At 46.5% G+C, this 15665-nt stretch carries 21 protein-coding genes and 2 pseudogenes; 4 read left to right on the forward strand and 19 right to left on the reverse strand.

Annotated features, from left to right (window positions below; translation table 11 throughout):
* Positions 1–9 precede the first annotated feature (9 nt).
* From ACXJGZ_RS06585 to ACXJGZ_RS06650, 14 genes are read right to left on the reverse strand one after another with little or no spacing between them, the layout of a single operon-like run.
* The gene (locus tag ACXJGZ_RS06585; protein ID WP_456398698.1) at positions 10–435 is read right to left on the reverse strand and encodes a 4Fe-4S binding protein; all 426 of its coding nucleotides are present in this window, start codon (positions 433–435) and stop codon (positions 10–12) included.
* Positions 432–1421: a respiratory chain complex I subunit 1 family protein gene (locus ACXJGZ_RS06590; RefSeq protein WP_456398699.1), complete on the reverse strand. Its 990-nt coding sequence runs from the start codon at positions 1419–1421 to the stop codon at positions 432–434. The genes ACXJGZ_RS06585 and ACXJGZ_RS06590 overlap by 4 nt, the downstream gene beginning before the upstream one ends.
* A complete protein-coding gene (locus tag ACXJGZ_RS06595; RefSeq protein WP_456398700.1) occupies positions 1418–2713 on the reverse strand; it encodes a hydrogenase large subunit in 1296 nt (431 codons plus the stop codon). Before ACXJGZ_RS06595 ends, ACXJGZ_RS06590 begins: the two co-directional genes overlap by 4 nt.
* Positions 2710–3234: an NADH-quinone oxidoreductase subunit C gene (locus tag ACXJGZ_RS06600; RefSeq protein WP_456320698.1), complete on the reverse strand. Its 525-nt coding sequence runs from the start codon at positions 3232–3234 to the stop codon at positions 2710–2712. Before ACXJGZ_RS06600 ends, ACXJGZ_RS06595 begins: the two co-directional genes overlap by 4 nt.
* The gene (locus ACXJGZ_RS06605) at positions 3231–3701 is read right to left on the reverse strand and encodes an NADH-quinone oxidoreductase subunit B family protein (protein ID WP_456398703.1); all 471 of its coding nucleotides are present in this window, start codon (positions 3699–3701) and stop codon (positions 3231–3233) included. The genes ACXJGZ_RS06600 and ACXJGZ_RS06605 overlap by 4 nt, the downstream gene beginning before the upstream one ends.
* A 4-nt stretch (positions 3702–3705) precedes the next feature.
* A complete protein-coding gene (gene mbhI / locus ACXJGZ_RS06610) occupies positions 3706–4053 on the reverse strand; it encodes a membrane-bound hydrogenase complex subunit MbhI (RefSeq protein WP_293255260.1) in 348 nt (115 codons plus the stop codon).
* Position 4054: 1 nt separating this feature from the next.
* Positions 4055–5590, reverse strand: a complete 1536-nt coding sequence (locus tag ACXJGZ_RS06615; protein WP_456398705.1) for a proton-conducting transporter transmembrane domain-containing protein — start codon at positions 5588–5590, stop codon at positions 4055–4057.
* The gene (locus ACXJGZ_RS06620; protein WP_293255266.1) at positions 5587–5949 is read right to left on the reverse strand and encodes an NADH-quinone oxidoreductase subunit K; all 363 of its coding nucleotides are present in this window, start codon (positions 5947–5949) and stop codon (positions 5587–5589) included. The genes ACXJGZ_RS06615 and ACXJGZ_RS06620 overlap by 4 nt, the downstream gene beginning before the upstream one ends.
* Entirely contained in the window at positions 5946–6392 is a 447-nt protein-coding gene (locus ACXJGZ_RS06625; protein WP_456320701.1) for a Na(+)/H(+) antiporter subunit B, read from the reverse strand. Before ACXJGZ_RS06625 ends, ACXJGZ_RS06620 begins: the two co-directional genes overlap by 4 nt.
* Positions 6385–6681 (reverse strand): hydrogen gas-evolving membrane-bound hydrogenase subunit E, encoded by a 297-nt coding sequence (mbhE, locus tag ACXJGZ_RS06630; RefSeq protein WP_293255272.1) that lies wholly within the window; start codon positions 6679–6681, stop codon positions 6385–6387. Before mbhE ends, ACXJGZ_RS06625 begins: the two co-directional genes overlap by 8 nt.
* The gene (locus tag ACXJGZ_RS06635; RefSeq protein ID WP_456398708.1) at positions 6678–6944 is read right to left on the reverse strand and encodes a DUF4040 domain-containing protein; all 267 of its coding nucleotides are present in this window, start codon (positions 6942–6944) and stop codon (positions 6678–6680) included. The genes mbhE and ACXJGZ_RS06635 overlap by 4 nt, the downstream gene beginning before the upstream one ends.
* Positions 6941–7294: a monovalent cation/H(+) antiporter subunit G gene (mnhG, locus tag ACXJGZ_RS06640; RefSeq protein ID WP_456320710.1), complete on the reverse strand. Its 354-nt coding sequence runs from the start codon at positions 7292–7294 to the stop codon at positions 6941–6943. Before mnhG ends, ACXJGZ_RS06635 begins: the two co-directional genes overlap by 4 nt.
* 8 nt (positions 7295–7302) lie before the next feature.
* The gene (locus tag ACXJGZ_RS06645; RefSeq protein ID WP_293255278.1) at positions 7303–7566 is read right to left on the reverse strand and encodes a cation:proton antiporter; all 264 of its coding nucleotides are present in this window, start codon (positions 7564–7566) and stop codon (positions 7303–7305) included.
* Entirely contained in the window at positions 7563–8063 is a 501-nt protein-coding gene (locus tag ACXJGZ_RS06650; protein WP_293255281.1) for a monovalent cation/H+ antiporter subunit E, read from the reverse strand. Before ACXJGZ_RS06650 ends, ACXJGZ_RS06645 begins: the two co-directional genes overlap by 4 nt.
* 222 nt (positions 8064–8285) lie before the next feature.
* Between ACXJGZ_RS06650 and ACXJGZ_RS06655 the strand changes: the two genes are divergently transcribed.
* The 4 genes from ACXJGZ_RS06655 to ACXJGZ_RS06670 all read left to right on the forward strand — a co-directional run bounded on the left by ACXJGZ_RS06655 (position 8286) and on the right by ACXJGZ_RS06670 (position 12282).
* Positions 8286–9653, forward strand: coding sequence for a TldD/PmbA family protein (locus ACXJGZ_RS06655; protein ID WP_456326869.1), 1368 nt, complete (start codon positions 8286–8288; stop codon positions 9651–9653).
* 60 nt (positions 9654–9713) lie between these two features.
* On the forward strand, positions 9714–10202 hold the full coding sequence (locus tag ACXJGZ_RS06660) for a ferritin family protein (RefSeq protein ID WP_456320704.1): 489 nt from the start codon (positions 9714–9716) through the stop codon (positions 10200–10202).
* Positions 10195–11532: a TldD/PmbA family protein gene (locus tag ACXJGZ_RS06665; RefSeq protein WP_456398712.1), complete on the forward strand. Its 1338-nt coding sequence runs from the start codon at positions 10195–10197 to the stop codon at positions 11530–11532. The genes ACXJGZ_RS06660 and ACXJGZ_RS06665 overlap by 8 nt, the downstream gene beginning before the upstream one ends.
* A gap of 87 nt (positions 11533–11619) precedes the next feature.
* The gene (locus tag ACXJGZ_RS06670; RefSeq protein WP_456326874.1) at positions 11620–12282 is read left to right on the forward strand and encodes a DUF257 family protein; all 663 of its coding nucleotides are present in this window, start codon (positions 11620–11622) and stop codon (positions 12280–12282) included.
* Between the two features lie 114 nt (positions 12283–12396).
* On the opposite strand, the pseudogene ACXJGZ_RS06675 reads toward ACXJGZ_RS06670, so the two are convergent.
* The 5 genes and pseudogenes from ACXJGZ_RS06675 to ACXJGZ_RS06695 all read right to left on the reverse strand — a co-directional run.
* A pseudogene (locus tag ACXJGZ_RS06675) lies at positions 12397–12546 on the reverse strand (RNA-guided endonuclease InsQ/TnpB family protein); the annotation flags it as partial.
* A 252-nt stretch (positions 12547–12798) separates the two neighbouring features.
* Positions 12799–12981: a hypothetical protein gene (locus ACXJGZ_RS06680; RefSeq protein ID WP_456398714.1), complete on the reverse strand. Its 183-nt coding sequence runs from the start codon at positions 12979–12981 to the stop codon at positions 12799–12801.
* A gap of 48 nt (positions 12982–13029) precedes the next feature.
* Positions 13030–13602: a PH domain-containing protein gene (locus tag ACXJGZ_RS06685; protein WP_456320707.1), complete on the reverse strand. Its 573-nt coding sequence runs from the start codon at positions 13600–13602 to the stop codon at positions 13030–13032.
* Positions 13603–13789: 187 nt separating this feature from the next.
* Positions 13790–14878: a PKD domain-containing protein gene (locus tag ACXJGZ_RS06690; protein WP_456398716.1), complete on the reverse strand. Its 1089-nt coding sequence runs from the start codon at positions 14876–14878 to the stop codon at positions 13790–13792.
* A gap of 312 nt (positions 14879–15190) precedes the next feature.
* Positions 15191–15665, reverse strand: a pseudogene (locus ACXJGZ_RS06695) (PKD domain-containing protein); the annotation flags it as partial.

Consider the following 15665-nt stretch of genomic DNA (forward strand, 5'->3'; position numbering starts at 1 on the left):
AAAAAGAAATTATTTAGCCTTCTCCTCTACTTTCTGCTTTTTCACTTCCTCCTTCCTGCGCTGCTCCTTTATGAGGTCCTCCACTTCATTCTCTTTAAGCCACCTGAGATTGTCATCATATTTATCATGGGTTGCCAGGAGGAAGTTGTCACTCATTTCAATGGCGTTTACTGGACATACATCCACACACTGCTGGCAGAACACACATCTCCCGAGCCAGAAGGTTACCTTCTTCACTTCCGGAACGTACTCTATAACACCAGCGGGACACACTGTAACGCAGAGTCTGCAACCAACGCATTTATCCACATAATAGACGAGCTTTCCTCTAAATCCTTCAGGAGTTGGAATAGGCTCCTTCTTTGGGAATGGATTTGTGGCGGGCTTTTTGAAGAGGTTGCTGAGAACCGTGGATAGAGTTGGTGGAACTTTCATGCTATCACCTCCAAGATGTCAATGGCAAGTAGCAGAGCTCCCAAAATTGCTGCAGGAAGCGTTCTAAGCCAGAATGCTTGAGCCGCCTGTGTAATCCTAAGCCTTCCAGTTATTGCTCTAAAAACGCTCATACTAATGAAGAGGACTGCAAAGACTTTGAGAGTATGAAAGATCACATCCACAATAAGTGCTGCAACTCCCGTTAGCCCAAGTACCGATCCTATACCCCATGGGAAGAATATCGCCACCACAAGGCTGGCACTTATGAATTCCTTGAGGGAATTGCTGAGCTTGAATAGCGCCAGATGCCTTCCGCTGTATTCTGCCATTGGACCCTCAGCTATCTCCTCCTCTGCTTCTGGAATGTTAAAGTATCCCACCTCTATCTCACTCGCAAGCCATGCCAGAAAGACAAGAAGGAGTATTGTGGTCCCTATGAACGAAAGGGGTGTTCCTATTTCCCATATGTTGTGCTCGTAAAATGTTGCCAAACTGAATGGTTTTTCAACACCCAGCTTGCTCAAACGCCACAGTATGGCAAACAATCCAAGCATCATTGGAACTTCCCTTGAGACCAGGATTATCATCTCCCTCTGGGCACCAATTTGGGCATAAGGCGAGCCTGAGTTTATTGCACCCAAAACCCTGATGAACCCAATGAGGGTCAGCAGGTATATGAAAACTATCACATCCCCTTTTGTGCTGAAGAGAGGTGTAAAGCCAAGGGGCGTGTATGCCAGAAGGGCTATTGAAACCGCTAGCACAAAAACGGGAGCAAGTTCAAAGAGCTTTCCGGCATTCCTTGGAATTATTGACTCCTTGCTTGCAAGCTTCAAAAAGTCATAGAATGGCTGAAGTAGCGGTGGACCAACACGGCGCTGCATCCTTGCCACCAATTTTCTATCGATTCCTTCCCAGAGTAAGGAGGCAATTGAAACGTAAAAATATGCTAGGATTAAGCTGAGGGTTGCATAAAGAAGGTTCATAGAACACCACCTCTCATGCAGCCAACTCCAATTCTTTCAGGCTTTATTTTTAGCTTTGGATTGATCTCCTTTGTTTTCTTATATGACTCCCTCAGGAGGTCTTCCTCGGTTAAAATCTTCTTCTTTCCTGTCTCAGCGTCTACAATGGCAACTCTATCCGTACAGCTCAAACACGGGTCTATTGATGCTATTGCAACGGGAATATCCGCGACCTGCTCTCCCACAAGGGCCCTTGCAACGGCAAAGAGGTTTGGAAATGTTGGTTCCCTTGCCTTCCACTTGGCGGGACCATCTCTACCCTTCTCCGCCCTTACATAGTGCAATAGTTCGCCTCTTGGAGCCTCATACCTCCCGATTCCCTCTCCCTCAGCTTTCTTGAGTTTGAAGATCACCATGTTGTCCTTTGCAAAAGCTTTAATCTTCCCTTCCGGCATCTGATCAAGGGCATGCTCTATTATATCCAAGCTCTGCCAGAGTTCTCCCACTCTAACCACCATTCTATCAAAAACGTCTCCCTTGATAATCCCCGTAAATTCTTTGGGCGTTATTGGCTTAACACCCAGGTCAGGGTAGACACCAAGCTTTTCATTGTATCTAACATCCTTTTTCACACCGCTTCCTCTTGCTGTCGGCCCCTGGGCGCTGTATTCAATTGCTATTCTCTTTGGAATTACTCCCGCATCCCTCAAACGTGCCTCGATTGTTGGGTCATAGAGAAAGATTTCCTCTATCTTGGGCATAACCTCTTCCCTGTAATACTTCACCATATCGAGCAACATGCGCCTGTGCTTCTCCTCAAGGTCTCTCCTGACACCTCCAATCATGTTGATGGCATAGTTAACCCTGTTACCCCCCATCGCTTCCAGGATGTCCATTACCCTCTCCCTTGCGAGCCATGTGAGGTGAAGAACGGTATCATAGCCTATTGCATGTCCTGCAACCCCGAGATTCAGGAGGTGGGAGTGAACCCTCTCAAGCTCTCCAAATATAGCCCTTATGTATTCAGCCCTCTCAGGCACCTCAATACCGGCCATTTCCTCAACGGCTCTTGAATAGGTGTGGTTGTGCGAGAAAGAGCATATTCCACATATCCTCTCTACCAGATAGAGAACCTGAATCCAGTTCCTCCTCATCGCAATCCATTCAATTCCCCTCAAGTTGTAGCCGAGCTTAACGTCAACGTTTATAATGCGTTCCCCATCAAGGGTTATTATGAACTTTTCGGGTTCTTCAAGAGCGGGATGAATTGGACCTACGGGAATTTTCACCCAGTATTCAAGCCTTTCGTTCATTGCGCTCCCCCCTTCTTGAGATTATAGGGATGACCGGCATTTTTGATCATCTCGGGCTTTATTCCCTTCTCATCAAGCCTCAATGGATAAATTCCATCCGGAAAGTCGTCGGGCAGGAAGAGCCTCCTCGGATCCGGTATTCCCTCAAAGAATATTCCCAGGAATTCCTGAATCTCCCTCTCATAGGGAAGGGAGCTCGGGAAAATGTCCGTAATTGTTGGCAATGTGGGATCCTCCTTTGAACATGAGGTGCTCACGATAATGGATAGGCTCGGCTCCTGTTCGTAGAAGAGCTCCAGATGATATTCGGCGCTCAGGTAGTCCCCTCTATCCTCGCCTATTATTATTGAGAACTGTGCTCTTTGATCAATCTCCTTTATAAGCCTCATAAGCTCCTTAAACTCGTCCTTTCCAACGGTAATCCACACCCTTCTTCTTGGGTGCGGCATTTTGTTCTCGGATATATGAGCCTCAACATCAAATTTTTCCTTTATCCTCTCCAAAAACTCCTCGGGAGTCATTTGCCACCCTCCTCAATTCTCTTGATCAATCTCTCCAAGCCCAAAACAACACCGTACAATATAGCTTCAGGTCTTGGCGGGCATCCCGGAACGAACACATCAACGGGTATGTGCTTATCCAGAGGTGCATTTGTAAATGGACTCTCAAAGAAGACACTGCCGCCTGTGGGGCATGCTCCAACGGCAACAACCACCTTTGGATCAGGTGTCTGCTCGTAAACGAGTTTAACCCTCTCAAGGCTTTGATCAGTTATGGGCCCCGTAACCACTAAAATATCGGCATGTCTCGGTGTTCCCACCAGTTTAACTCCAAATCTCTCGGCATCATACCTTGGTGTAAGCGCCGCTATCACCTCGATGTCGCACCCATTGCATGAGCCGCTGTTAACGTGAAAAACCCATGGCGACCTCCCAAGGTATCTGCAAAGCTTTGCAATCCTTCTTTCCAGTTCTCTCCTTTCTTCCATTCTCTCACCCCCATATGATTAGAACACCCAAAATTATAGCCACGGTTATGAAGAGATATGCAACGTAATCGGAGAGAAGTCCCGTGTGTTCTCTCCTGAATGCAATGAACATCCTGTTTATCCCTCTAATCAAACCCCACATTGTGTGTCTTCCCGTGAAATAGCCCTTCAAGTGTTCAAATTGAGGAACAACATTATCCTCATCCTCACCGCTAAGGAATATTTTGGTCCCATTTCCCGTTCTTCTGGTACCCATGCTTGACCTTTCTGCCCATTTAAAGACAAGGTAAGAGATTATTAAACCGATTAAAAGAACGTAGATGAAATAGAGCGCATCCCAGTATCCAAACATTTCAAGCACCCCCCACAACGGCTATCACATAGTGGAGCTGGTCTTTGAGCATATCGACCGTAGGCAGCATTATTCTATCGTTTATCTGCCATGGCAGAAGCCCCATTATGATTATGGCGGTTATAAGTACCAGCATTGGAACGATCATCGCTTTTCCTGGTTCCTTTGCGTTCTCCACAGCTTCACTGGGTGCTCCAAAGAAGGTGAATATAACCCTAACGTATGCGGCGGTACAGAATGCGGTTCCCGCAACTGCAATCGCTGCGAGGAATGGATTGTAAAGTGCCGAGCTTTCATAGATTAACCACTTGCTCGCAAATCCGTTCAGAGGTGGAAGACCGACTATTGCAGCTGCACCCACGAGGAATGCAAAGCTTGTAAAGGGCATCTTCTTCGCAATACCGCTCAGCTCATTGAGGTTCTTTGTCCCGGCTTCATGCAAAACCGCACCGGCCGTTAGGAAGAGGAGTGCTTTCATCAAAGCATGGTTTACAGTGTGGTATATCGCACCCGCAAGGGCTATGTCGCCTATTTTTGTGCCGTATGCGGCTAGTCCAATTCCAATACCAAGGAGAATGTATCCTATCTGTCCAACGCTCGAAAAAGCGAAGAGCCTCTTCATATCCGTCTGCACGACTGCCATAGCATTTCCAACGATTAATGTGAGACATCCAAAAAATATCACCAGCCACCCCACTGTTTTTATGTTTATGCTCGTGGCGTATATGCTGAAGGCTATCCTCGTTAGGGCATAAATTCCACCGGCTTTTATCACCAGCCCTGAGAGCATGGCGCTTATTGAGCTCGGTGCCGCTGGATGAGCATCGGAAAGCCACATATGGACAGGAACGGCACCGCTCTTGAATAGAAGACCTCCCATCAGGAGCCCAAGAGCCACCCTACCCACAAGTGTGGGGTTTTGAGCTATCTTTACAGCGAGATAGCTCATGGTTAGGGTTCCATACTGTCCATAGAGTAGGGCTATACCGAGGAGTATGAAGGAGCTTGCTAGGGAACCAACGAACATATACTTAATACCCGCTTCAATGCCCTCCCACGTGTCGTTCCTGAAGGCAACGAGGGCGTAGCTGGCTATGCTCATTATCTCAAGAAACACGTAGAAGTTGAAGAGGTCACCTGTTATGACTATGCCGAGCATTCCGAGTTCAAGGGTCAGGATAAGAGTATAGTATTTATCAAGCCCCGTGTCGTGCTTCATGTATTCGATGGAGTACAGCACAGCAAGGAAGCCCACAAATGCTATTGTAAGTGCTATCAATGCTCCAAAGAGGTCGACCTCCCAGAGGATCCTTATAGGGAAGTTCACACCTTTCCCCAGAGGGGTATTAGCACCGAGGGTGTAGACTACCAGTTGCCTGGTGCTCCACACGTCGTAGAACACCTTGGAAGCAACACCCAAAGTTAATGCGCTCACCAGTATAGCCCATGCATTTCTCGCTTTCTCTCCCAGTAAGCTCATGATGGGCATTGAAAATGCTCCAAGGAGCGGGATTATGATTAGGAAAGGAAGCATCATCCTCTCAACCTCCTTAATTTATTGATATCCAAGCTTCCGTAGTGCCTGTAAGCGTTAATTGTAAGGGCGGTTGCAAGGGCGAGCACACAAACCCCGATGACAATTGATGTGAGCACCAGCGCTTGGGGAATCGGGCCCACCATGGGTGTTCCTTTTAGCGTCTCATATCCCGTGTAGATAGGTGCCGTTGGGAGAGTTCCATCTTCAAGCCGGTATCCAAAGCTTATCAAGAGAAGGTGAATTCCTGAGTCTATTACGTCGAGTGCCAATATAAGTTTGAGCAGGTTCCTCTTGTAAAGGAAGGCATAGAACCCCATGAAGAGCATGAGGAATGCCGTGATGAACTGAAGGGGTATCATTCCTTCCACCTCCTGTAGAGGGATATCGCCATCATTGCACTGACAAGTCCTGTGAAGACTTTCAAACCAACTGCAAGATTCATTATTGGGAGATAACCCGCTGAAAGCAGCGTTCCAGGTTCTCCAGCGAACACACCCCCTTTATGCCAGAGAACATTGTAGAAGAATGCCACGCTTAAACCGAGCATGGACGCACCCAAAAATGTCAGTCCTCCAAGACCTTCAAGGACTGAGTAGAGCTTATGGTTATAGTGCTCTTCAGCCTCTCTCAATCCAAAGGCAATTAAAAAGAGCACTCCGGCCCCGGCTATCGTTGCTCCTCCCTGAAAGCCTCCTCCCGGTGTTATGTGTCCATGGGCAATTACATAGGCACCAAATATTCCAATTAGGGGGATAGTCGCTCTCGCCATTGTTTTAACTATCAATCCCATATCCTCACTCATAATCCTCCCTCCATCTTCTAAGGAGTGCAACTGCTCCTGCTATCGCCGTAAACAGAACCGTTGCCTCTCCAATTGTATCATAACCCCTGTAATCAAAAACTATGTCCGTAACTATGTTCGTTCCTCCAACCTCTTCAATTCCATGCTCTATATAGTACTGGTCGGTGTAGCGGTGTCCCTGCCACTCTTTACCGCCCAGGCCAAATTTTAAACCATAATTTGGATGAGCAACTATGAGAAGGACGCCCAGTATGAAGAGCAACGCCAGAGCTCCAAAGGTTCTCTTCATGGTACCTCACGCTCCCATCTCTCCGTTTTAGCAATACCATAAACAACTATAGCCGTGACAACCCCTGCACCGACTGCCGCTTCGGCTATGGCAACATCAGGGGCATGGAGCAAATAGAACTCAAGGCTCAAAAGAAGGCTCATCGAAGCTGAAGCTAAAGCGGCACTGAGCAGATCCCTGAATGAAATCGTTAAGTAAGCCGAAATTAATATGCCAATTAAAAGTCCAAACTGAAGGATCACATCAACACTCAGAACGTTCATTGAGCTCCCTCCTCAAGTTTTCTCTCATAAGCATCTATGACAGCCTTCACCGGCTTTACACCACTCAGATGAGCCGCTTTTGCTATGGCGTGGGCTCCCGTTGGATTCGTAAGAAGGAGTGCAATTAGTGCCACCACGCTGTGAAGTGCCATCTGGAGGTATTTTGGATCATTTGTAATCCTCAGTTGATAGAGGGCATGAACCACCACAGCCAGAACTGCAAATATTGTACCAAATGTCGTGCATTTGGTTGCTCCATGGAGCCTCGTATAAACATCTGGAAACCTGTGGAGTGAAATGCTTCCCAAGAGATTGAAGATCATATTAATCGCGAGGAAGGTGTAAATCATGTATTCAATCACTCCAATCCCCCCTGAAGGTATCTCGCTATTGCAAGGGTGCCTATGTAGCTGAGCAGAGCATAGACTATGGCGATGTCAATGTAAATCGTCCTGTCGTATGCTGCTCCTAGAAGCACCATCCCCGCAACTATGAGGGTGTTTAGAGTATCAACGCCTACAACCCTATCCGGAACGGATGGACCAAAGAAAACCCTAAGCAGAGCAAAAAATGCTCCGATCATGACCACAAGCGCCGAGTAGAAGAAAATTTCCACAATCATTTGCCCAACCTCCTCGCCCACTTTTCAAATGAACCCGCTATGACCTCGGAGCTCTGGGGCTCCGGTTCCGTTACGTTTATCCAGTGAACATAGAGGGCCTTCTCATCGGGGCATGCCTCGATGGTGAGTGTGCCGGGTGTCAGGGTTATTGAGTTGCTCAAAATTGTATATTGGGCTTCATTCTCCAAATCCACTGGAACCCTTACAATTCCCGGCTTTATCTTGCCGGTTATTACTCTATAGGCAACATCAAGGTTAGCTTTCACCATACCCCAGAAGAGGGGACCTACTGAATAAACTACAAATCCAAGCCACTTTGAGGGATTTAAAAACCTGCTCGCTTTTTCACCCACGATGTTCTTCGTGGAATAAGCCACAATTGAAGAGAATATAACCCCCGCTGCAAGCTCCTCAGGGCTCCACAACATGCCTTTCGTGCCTGCCGTGAGCACCAACCAGAGCACAAATGACCACATGAATACAATGATGAAACTCATTGTTCCTCCCTCCAACCTTTGGTTATAAACCTATCCGGGTTTCTTTCAATTTAATCTCGCTTTAGATTGGGATTAAGACCTTTTAAAACCTTTTTACAAACATCATTACAAAAGTAAAGGTATATAACCTTTCCTTCCTAACCAAAGGTTAATAACGAAAGGTCAGTACTATGTAAAAAAGTTTTAAAACTAACTCCTCTGCACACCTATGGTGGTGAGAGTATGGATCTGGAGAGACTTATGAAAAGAGCCGAAGAGCTTGCAAAGAAGCATAGGATTGACTATTACGAAGTTAGAATCGTTAAGATAAATGCAACATCATTATCAATGCAAAACTCACAGCTTGAAGAGCTATCCTCCAACATCGAGATTGGAATAGGCGTTCGGGCTTTCAACGGCTCATGGAGCTTTTCATCGGCAAATGATATTAGAAGAGCCGAAAAAGCCATAGAAACAGCAATGAAAATAGCAAAGAACAATAAGGGAAGCTCCAGAGTTTATGAAGGAGACCCCATAAAGGATAGGGCATACCTGAAGGAGAGAAGGGAGTTTGAGGATATCAGCCTGGAGGAAAAGGTGGAGCTCGTCAAGGAAATTGACAGACTTCTAATGGGAGAAAAGGTGGTAAATAGAAGGGTCGGATATGGAGAGGGAAAGAAGTGGCAGTTCTACTTTAACTCGGTTGGAAGTGAGATTGAAACGGTAGTACCGAGGATAAGATTGAGCTTCTCTGCAGCTGCAAAAGAGGGTGGCAATATGCAGACGTATTGGAAAATTTTTGGAGGTTCCAGAGGATGGGAGGTCATAGAAGACATTGATCTTGAGCACTGGACATCCTTCGTTAGGAAGAAAGCTGAGAGTCTCCTAAAGGCTAAACTGCCACCATCGGGAGAATTCGATGTTATAATGGATCCGGAGCTCACAGGAGTTTTCATACACGAAGCCCTCGGTCATGCTAGTGAGGGAGATGCCGTAAAAAATAGGGAGAGCATTCTGGAGGGGAAGCTTGGAGAGAGGATCGGGGTAGAGGGACTGACCGTTGTGGATAACCCCACTTTGGAGGGGAAGTTCGGGAGTTATATATACGATGATGAAGGGATAAGGGCAAAACGTGTGGAGATAATAAAAAACGGAGTTTTAAACGAGTACCTCCTCGATAGAGAAACCGCTGCAGTTTTGGGATTTGAGCCCAATGGACATGGGAGAGCACAAAATTACAACTACCAGCCCATCGTGAGGATGAGCAACACATACATAGAGCCCGGAGAATGGAGCTTCGAAGATATGCTCGGCGAAGTGAAAAAGGGCCTTTATTTAATCGGAGATAAAGGCGGTGAAGTTGATATAGCAAACGGTACTTTCATGTTTGGGGCAAAAGAAGGATATTTAATTGAAAACGGGGAGATAAAGGCACAAATTCGGGATGTCGCTCTCTCAGGCAAGATTCTCGATATTTTGAAAAACATAAGGGCCATTGGAAAGGACCTGAAAATCGAGTTTCCGGGCTACTGCGGAAAGGGACAGTGGGTTTCCGTGGATGATGGAGGTCCCCATGTACTCACAAGGGCTCTCGTGGGCGGATTGATTTAATATACCTTGCCAAAGCAAAGCGTATATACCCATTAGCTGAACTAACCCCAGGTGTGGGATATGGAGATAGATATCGACATAATACAGGATGTAGAATATCTTTTGAAAAACCTGAATGGATATGAACTTTTGAGTTATGCCATATGCGCTGAGGAATGCAGTGAGGAGCTCTACGAGTGGCTTTCCAGCAGATTTGAGGGCATAATAGTGGATGAATTCAAATATCTGGCAAAGGAAAAAAGAAAGCATGCCGAAAAGATAAGGGAACTCTTCAAAAAGCTCTACCCAAACATGGAGCCGTTGAAAATTAATGCTCCTCCACTGGATACTCTACCCCTCTGCGAAAAGATGATGGAGAGCAAGGACATTGAAGACGCCCTAGCACTTGCACTCACTTCGGAAATTCTTGGAAGGGACATATACAGGAAGCTCAGCTCCATGACAAGCGAAAAGGAAGTTGCGGAGATATTTCGAGAGCTGGGCGATATAAAGGAGGACATGTACGAAAGGCTTCTCAAAGTTTATAACCGGATCATTGAAAATGAGTAGCTGGGCAAATCTTAACGGTGAGAGCATGATAGACGATCTGGTCAGGATACTGGAGCAGAGAGATGTTGAGTGGGAGGTATACTGGGAAACAGGGAGAGGAAGCTCATTTAAAATTGAGCGCGGAAATCTCGAGAGAGCCCAGAGAAAGTATCACTCAGGTATAGGGCTTAGGATAGGCTACAAAAACAGACAGGGCTTCTCGTATATAACGGGACTTAATCATAGTAGAAGAACGCTTGAGGAATTTGTGGACAGAACCATAAAACTTGCAAAGATAAGCGAGGTCCCTTTCTTGGGATTTGCAAATGGGGGAAGGATCAAAAGGGTTAAAGGGATTTATGACAAACGTATCGAAGAGATGGAGTTCGAGGATGCTCTGGAATGTGCAAAACTCTTCTTGGAAAAGGAAGTAGAGCTCAAAGAGAAAATAGGAAATGAATACACTCTTTCGGGGGCTCTGGCTTTCGGGCATTCTGTTGACGGCATTACAAACTCTAATGACATTAGAATGGAAGAAGCCAGCACAGGGGGGAGTCTCAATATATACATCATAAAGAGGAAGGGTATCAAAAATGGCAGCGGAAGCTACTACAAATCATTCCGAATGCTCCCTGAGTTATATGAAGTATTCGATGAAGGGTTAAAAAGGGCACTTAAAGATGCAGAGCTAAGTTTTAGGGCCAAAAAGATGAATACTTTTGAAGGGGAGCTTATCCTAGATCCCCGTGTGGTCTCTTCTCTGATCAGGATATTGATGGGCAATATGTATGCGGACAATGTGTATCACAAACACTCCCGTTTTACGAGTCCCGGGGAGAAAATCGCGAGCGATTCTTTTACCCTCATAGACGATGCAACAATTGAAAAGGGCATCAGAAGCTATTCTTTTGATGGAGAGGGCAATCCTTCCAGGAGGACACCTTTAATAGAGAGGGGGATTTTGAAGAATTTTCTCTTTGATGAATACTATGCCCGACTTATGGGGATGGAAAGCACGGGAAACGCGGTCAGGGATTTCAGAACCACCCCCCACATAGGAAGCAGCAACCTCATAGTTGAAGGAAAGAGGGAAAATCTTGAGGAATTAGATGGAATAATAGTGAAAAAGGTCTTTGGGGAGCACACTGCGAACCCAGTAAGCGGGGATTTCTCATTGAGTGTGGAGCTCGGATATGCCATGGAAAAAGGAGAGATAAAGCCATTTAAGGACAATATGCTCGTGGGGAATATATTTGAACTCATAAAGTCTATAAATGCACTCGGGAAGGAAAGTGAGGATATCGGTGGGTTTATTTCACCAGAAGTTTTAACATTCGGAAAGATTATTTAAGGATAACGCAACTCTTTACCTCAATTTTCAGATAATATTCAAAAAACCTTATATACAATCGTGCCGCATATTAAAGCGGTGGGCTCAATGAGTGCGGGAGAGCTTGAGGGAATAATTTCAAAGTTAAAACCGGGAGAAACTGTGATGATTGAGTACGAATCTAACTCCTCACCGGAGGTCCTCCTCTTTTTGCTCTACAGGTATTCCAAGAAAAATAACATGAGAATTCTCGTTGACGACATAGCAGACACATTCTGGGAGTACCTGACCCGCTTGGAGATTATGGGCTTTCAAAGGGAAGGACTCGACAGTATGGACGTGATTAAAGCCGGAGGAACCAAAACTGTGGGAAATGTTGTGGCTAAGGTTGAGCTCGACAGGTATATGCTTGATTTCAAGTACTACGGGAAGAAATACAATGAATGGCGTCCCAAAGATGAGGTCCTCATAAACCCCGTTCTGGGAATTTACAAGTTATTCATAATGGCTGATCCCGTTGAGAGTATGCGCCTCGTCAAGAATATATCAACCTTTGTGGGAAACAAGAGCAGAATAGCGTTTTATTTCATAAACTACAGAGCTGTTGAAGACAAACATCCCTTCGTAATCCCCCTTATGGAGGAGATATGCACCACTGTTCTGAAATGGAACAAACGAAATTGCAGTTTTGAGCTGAAAGTCATAAAAGCATCCAGCGCGGAGATAGAAGGGGAATACATAACCCTGAAGCTTGATGAAATACAGAAATGACCTCCTCCCCTTTGCGAGGGGAGGTTTGAAGGATTTCATTAGGGGACCCTTGAAAAAGGGTTCTCTGAACCCCTCTGGCCGGGTCTCCGGCCAGCTTTGGACGAACAAACCGCCCAAGTTCGAAACTCTCAGCTCGTAGAGTTTCCTGACAGTTTGCCTTACACCCGTGTTAATGTGGTGTTTGGCTTGAAGTTTTGCCTTCCCATGCATTCTCTTTAGTTTCCTATTCTTCTTTGCACCACTCTTGCTCAGTTTAGATCGGTAATAGCAATCTTCTTTCACCAGTAGCGACCTCTTAGAAGAATCCTTGCCTTCTCAAATAATTTACTCGATTCAGCGTTGGGTTGTTTACCGCACCCCTGCCCCGGCTTTCAAAAGAAAATGGAAAACTCGAACCCCTAAACATCACGCTCTACGGGAGGAGCAATGGTACGGTATTGCTTAGAGAGGAGCCTTATCAAACAGGTGCAACATGCGCCTGGCTATTGCACTACTTGCCCTAGCATTTAGGAGAAACTAATCCTCATCCCAGATGCTCTTCCATTCGAATTCATCTTCCTCTTCTTTCACATCTTCAACTTCAATTTTAACCTCCCCGCTCTCTCTGCGTCCTATGAGGGCTAACCAGAGAAAGGCAAAGGGGCCCGTAAGAATGAGAAGGAGCATGAAGATTAGAATTTTCTTTTGCCTCTCGTTCATGCTTCCTATTAGTACATGCACATATATTAATTTTCATCCCATTAAATGTCAAATTTGCTCCAAGAGCTTTTTCCTTTTCTCCTCATATTCCTCTTGGGAGAGAACACCCATGTCATAGAGCTCTTTAAGCTTTTTGAGCTTTTCAAGAGGATCCTCCTCTTTCCTGCTCACAGTTCTCCTCGCCTCCATCCTTATGCTCCTGCTGACAACTTCCTTCGGTTTGTGGATAATCCATTCCTCACTCATAAGGTGCTTCTTTCTTTCAATGCTCACAGGCTCGACAGCAATTTCGTTCAACGCATCCCTTATAGCCTCTATGGCATTCCTCGCCTCATCTTTATCCATCCTCTGAAGTTTAATCTCATTACCATCCTCTTTTTTGATTAAAAATTCCGATGACACCTTTCCAACCTTAACATAAACGAGCTCGAGCTTCTCATAGGGAATTGCAGTCAGGTCATACCTTCCAAGAATTTTCTCATCTATGTACATAATCCTCCTATCCGTCACAACGAGCCATTTTGGCTTTGCTTCAAGGCTGAACTTCTTCCTTATTGCATAGAGAACCTCCTCACCGGGAGAAAGGTTTTCCAGAATACCTTTTGGAAGTTTATCCTTCATGTCCTTCACCTCTCCAAATTTTGCATGAGAAAGTATATAACATTGTCCATTGATCATGCAATACTGTTGGGATAATTGTGACGTGTTTGACAATGATGTAGTTTTGTCCTTCTTTTACGAGCAGTATAAAAGGCCCCAACACTATTGACCATGCATTAGTCAGGGAGAAATAAATAAAAAAAGAAATTCATTTTCTCCTTCTCAAAAGCAATGGAGCAAGAGCAAAAGCCAAAAAGGCACCAACTCCACACGTTCCGGCTGTCGAAGTCGGAGTTTTTGAGCTTGATGTTTGTTGCGTTTGAGTTAATGATGTAGCTGATGTGCTTGTTGAGATAGAGGATTGGGATTGTGTCTCTTTTGTATTTGTAGTCGTAGTGGTTTGGCTTGTTGTTGAAGTTGCAGTGTATGTTTCCATGGGTTTAGATACCATGAGTGTGAATCTCCTCACGTCTTTGCCACCTTTGTTATCCCTGACAGTAAGCGTTACAGTATAGTTTCCAGCACTCGTGTAAACGTGAACCGGTTCGGCCTCGCTTGATGTGCTCCCGTCCCCAAAGTCCCAGCTCCAGCTTACTATGTTCCCGTCCCTGTCGTAGGACTTGTCTGCGAAGCTTATCTCCTCTCCGGCCTTTGGTTCCTTTGGCAGGAATGTAAAGTCCGCCGTCGGTGGGTAGTTCATGGGTTCGACGATTATCTCTTTGTAATAGGTTCCTTTCAGTCCGTTCTCGTCTTCGACTGTTAGCATTACGGTGTACGAGCCGGGGTTCGTGTAGGTGTGCCTCGGATTCCTGTCGGCTGATGTCGTTCCATCTCCGAAGTTCCAGCTCCACTTGGCAACGCTTCCATCGGGGTCGGTTGAACTGTCCGTAAATCTGACCTCATCCCCGGCTTTGATCTCGGCCGGCGAGTAGCTGAAGAGCGCCATCGGCTTCTCGTTCGGTTTAACGTTTATCCCTGCCGTACAGGTTGCGTTGGCGTTCCAGGGGTCGTAGACGGTCAGGGAAACCTTGTAGCTTCCTTCTTCGCGGTAGGTGTGCCTAACTTCGGTGCCGTTGCCCTCAGTCGTATGGCCATCTCCAAAGTCAATATTCCATCTCATGGAGCCGTTCTCCGGGTCGTTTAAGTTCAGAGCAAAGCCCACCTCGAGCGGAAGCTTCCCCGAGCTTGGAGAAGCTGAAATCGAGCACTCTGGGGGCTTGTTCATGAGCAGCAGGGTTTGGTAGTTTATCTTGAAGAGGCCGAGGTTTATGAATATCGGGCTCTGGCTTCTAGTCACGTAGTGCTCTCCCTTACTCGGCACGAGGAAGTCGAGAACCAGATGTCCGTCCTCGCTGTCGAGGTAGATAACGCCGGTCGCGTTGTACCACATGCTCGGGTCGCTTATGCCGCCCTCGTAGACAACTTTGACGCTGGTCTCGTTGGAAACGGTCACCTCGTGGGTGGTCACGCGCTCGTATCCATAGCTTCCCTCCATCTTTATATCAAGGCTGGAAGTGGGTGAGGTGTAGCCCCCTCCAATACCGAGGGAAACGCCGACGTTGAAGGTGTTCCTGCTCTTTGTCCAGCCCAGCTCCTTGACGGCCCTCTCTTAGGAACTTCCAACCTGCCCGACCTCCATGGTGAACATATTGAGAAGATTTCCGGGCTCATAGTTCTTCAGCTCGTTCAGGTTCTCCGGATAGGTGTTTATGTCGCCAATCTCGTGGAGGTCCGACTTGTAGTTCTGGAAGTGGACGTGGGGCGGCCCCTTGGGAACCGTCACGAGTATATACTGCTGCTCGCCGTTTACCACCGCCAGCTCCGGCGGGCTTATTATCGGGAATTCGTAGACGTCGTAGTCCGTGGTGACGTAGAGCGCTCCGTCACCCATGTCAGAGGTGAGTCCGTAGGTTATGCTCTCCTCGTAGCTCCGTCCCCTCTCCCTCTGGAGCTTGAAGCCCATGTTCATTTTCAGGTTGACCTCAGCGTAGGCGGCCTTCTTGTTGCCCATGACCGCCTTCATTCCGAGGCTCATCTTGACGTCGTGGGTGGACTTCACCGAGAACTTCGTTGCCTGGGTTTTC

The organism is Palaeococcus sp. (in: euryarchaeotes), assembly GCF_053987695.1.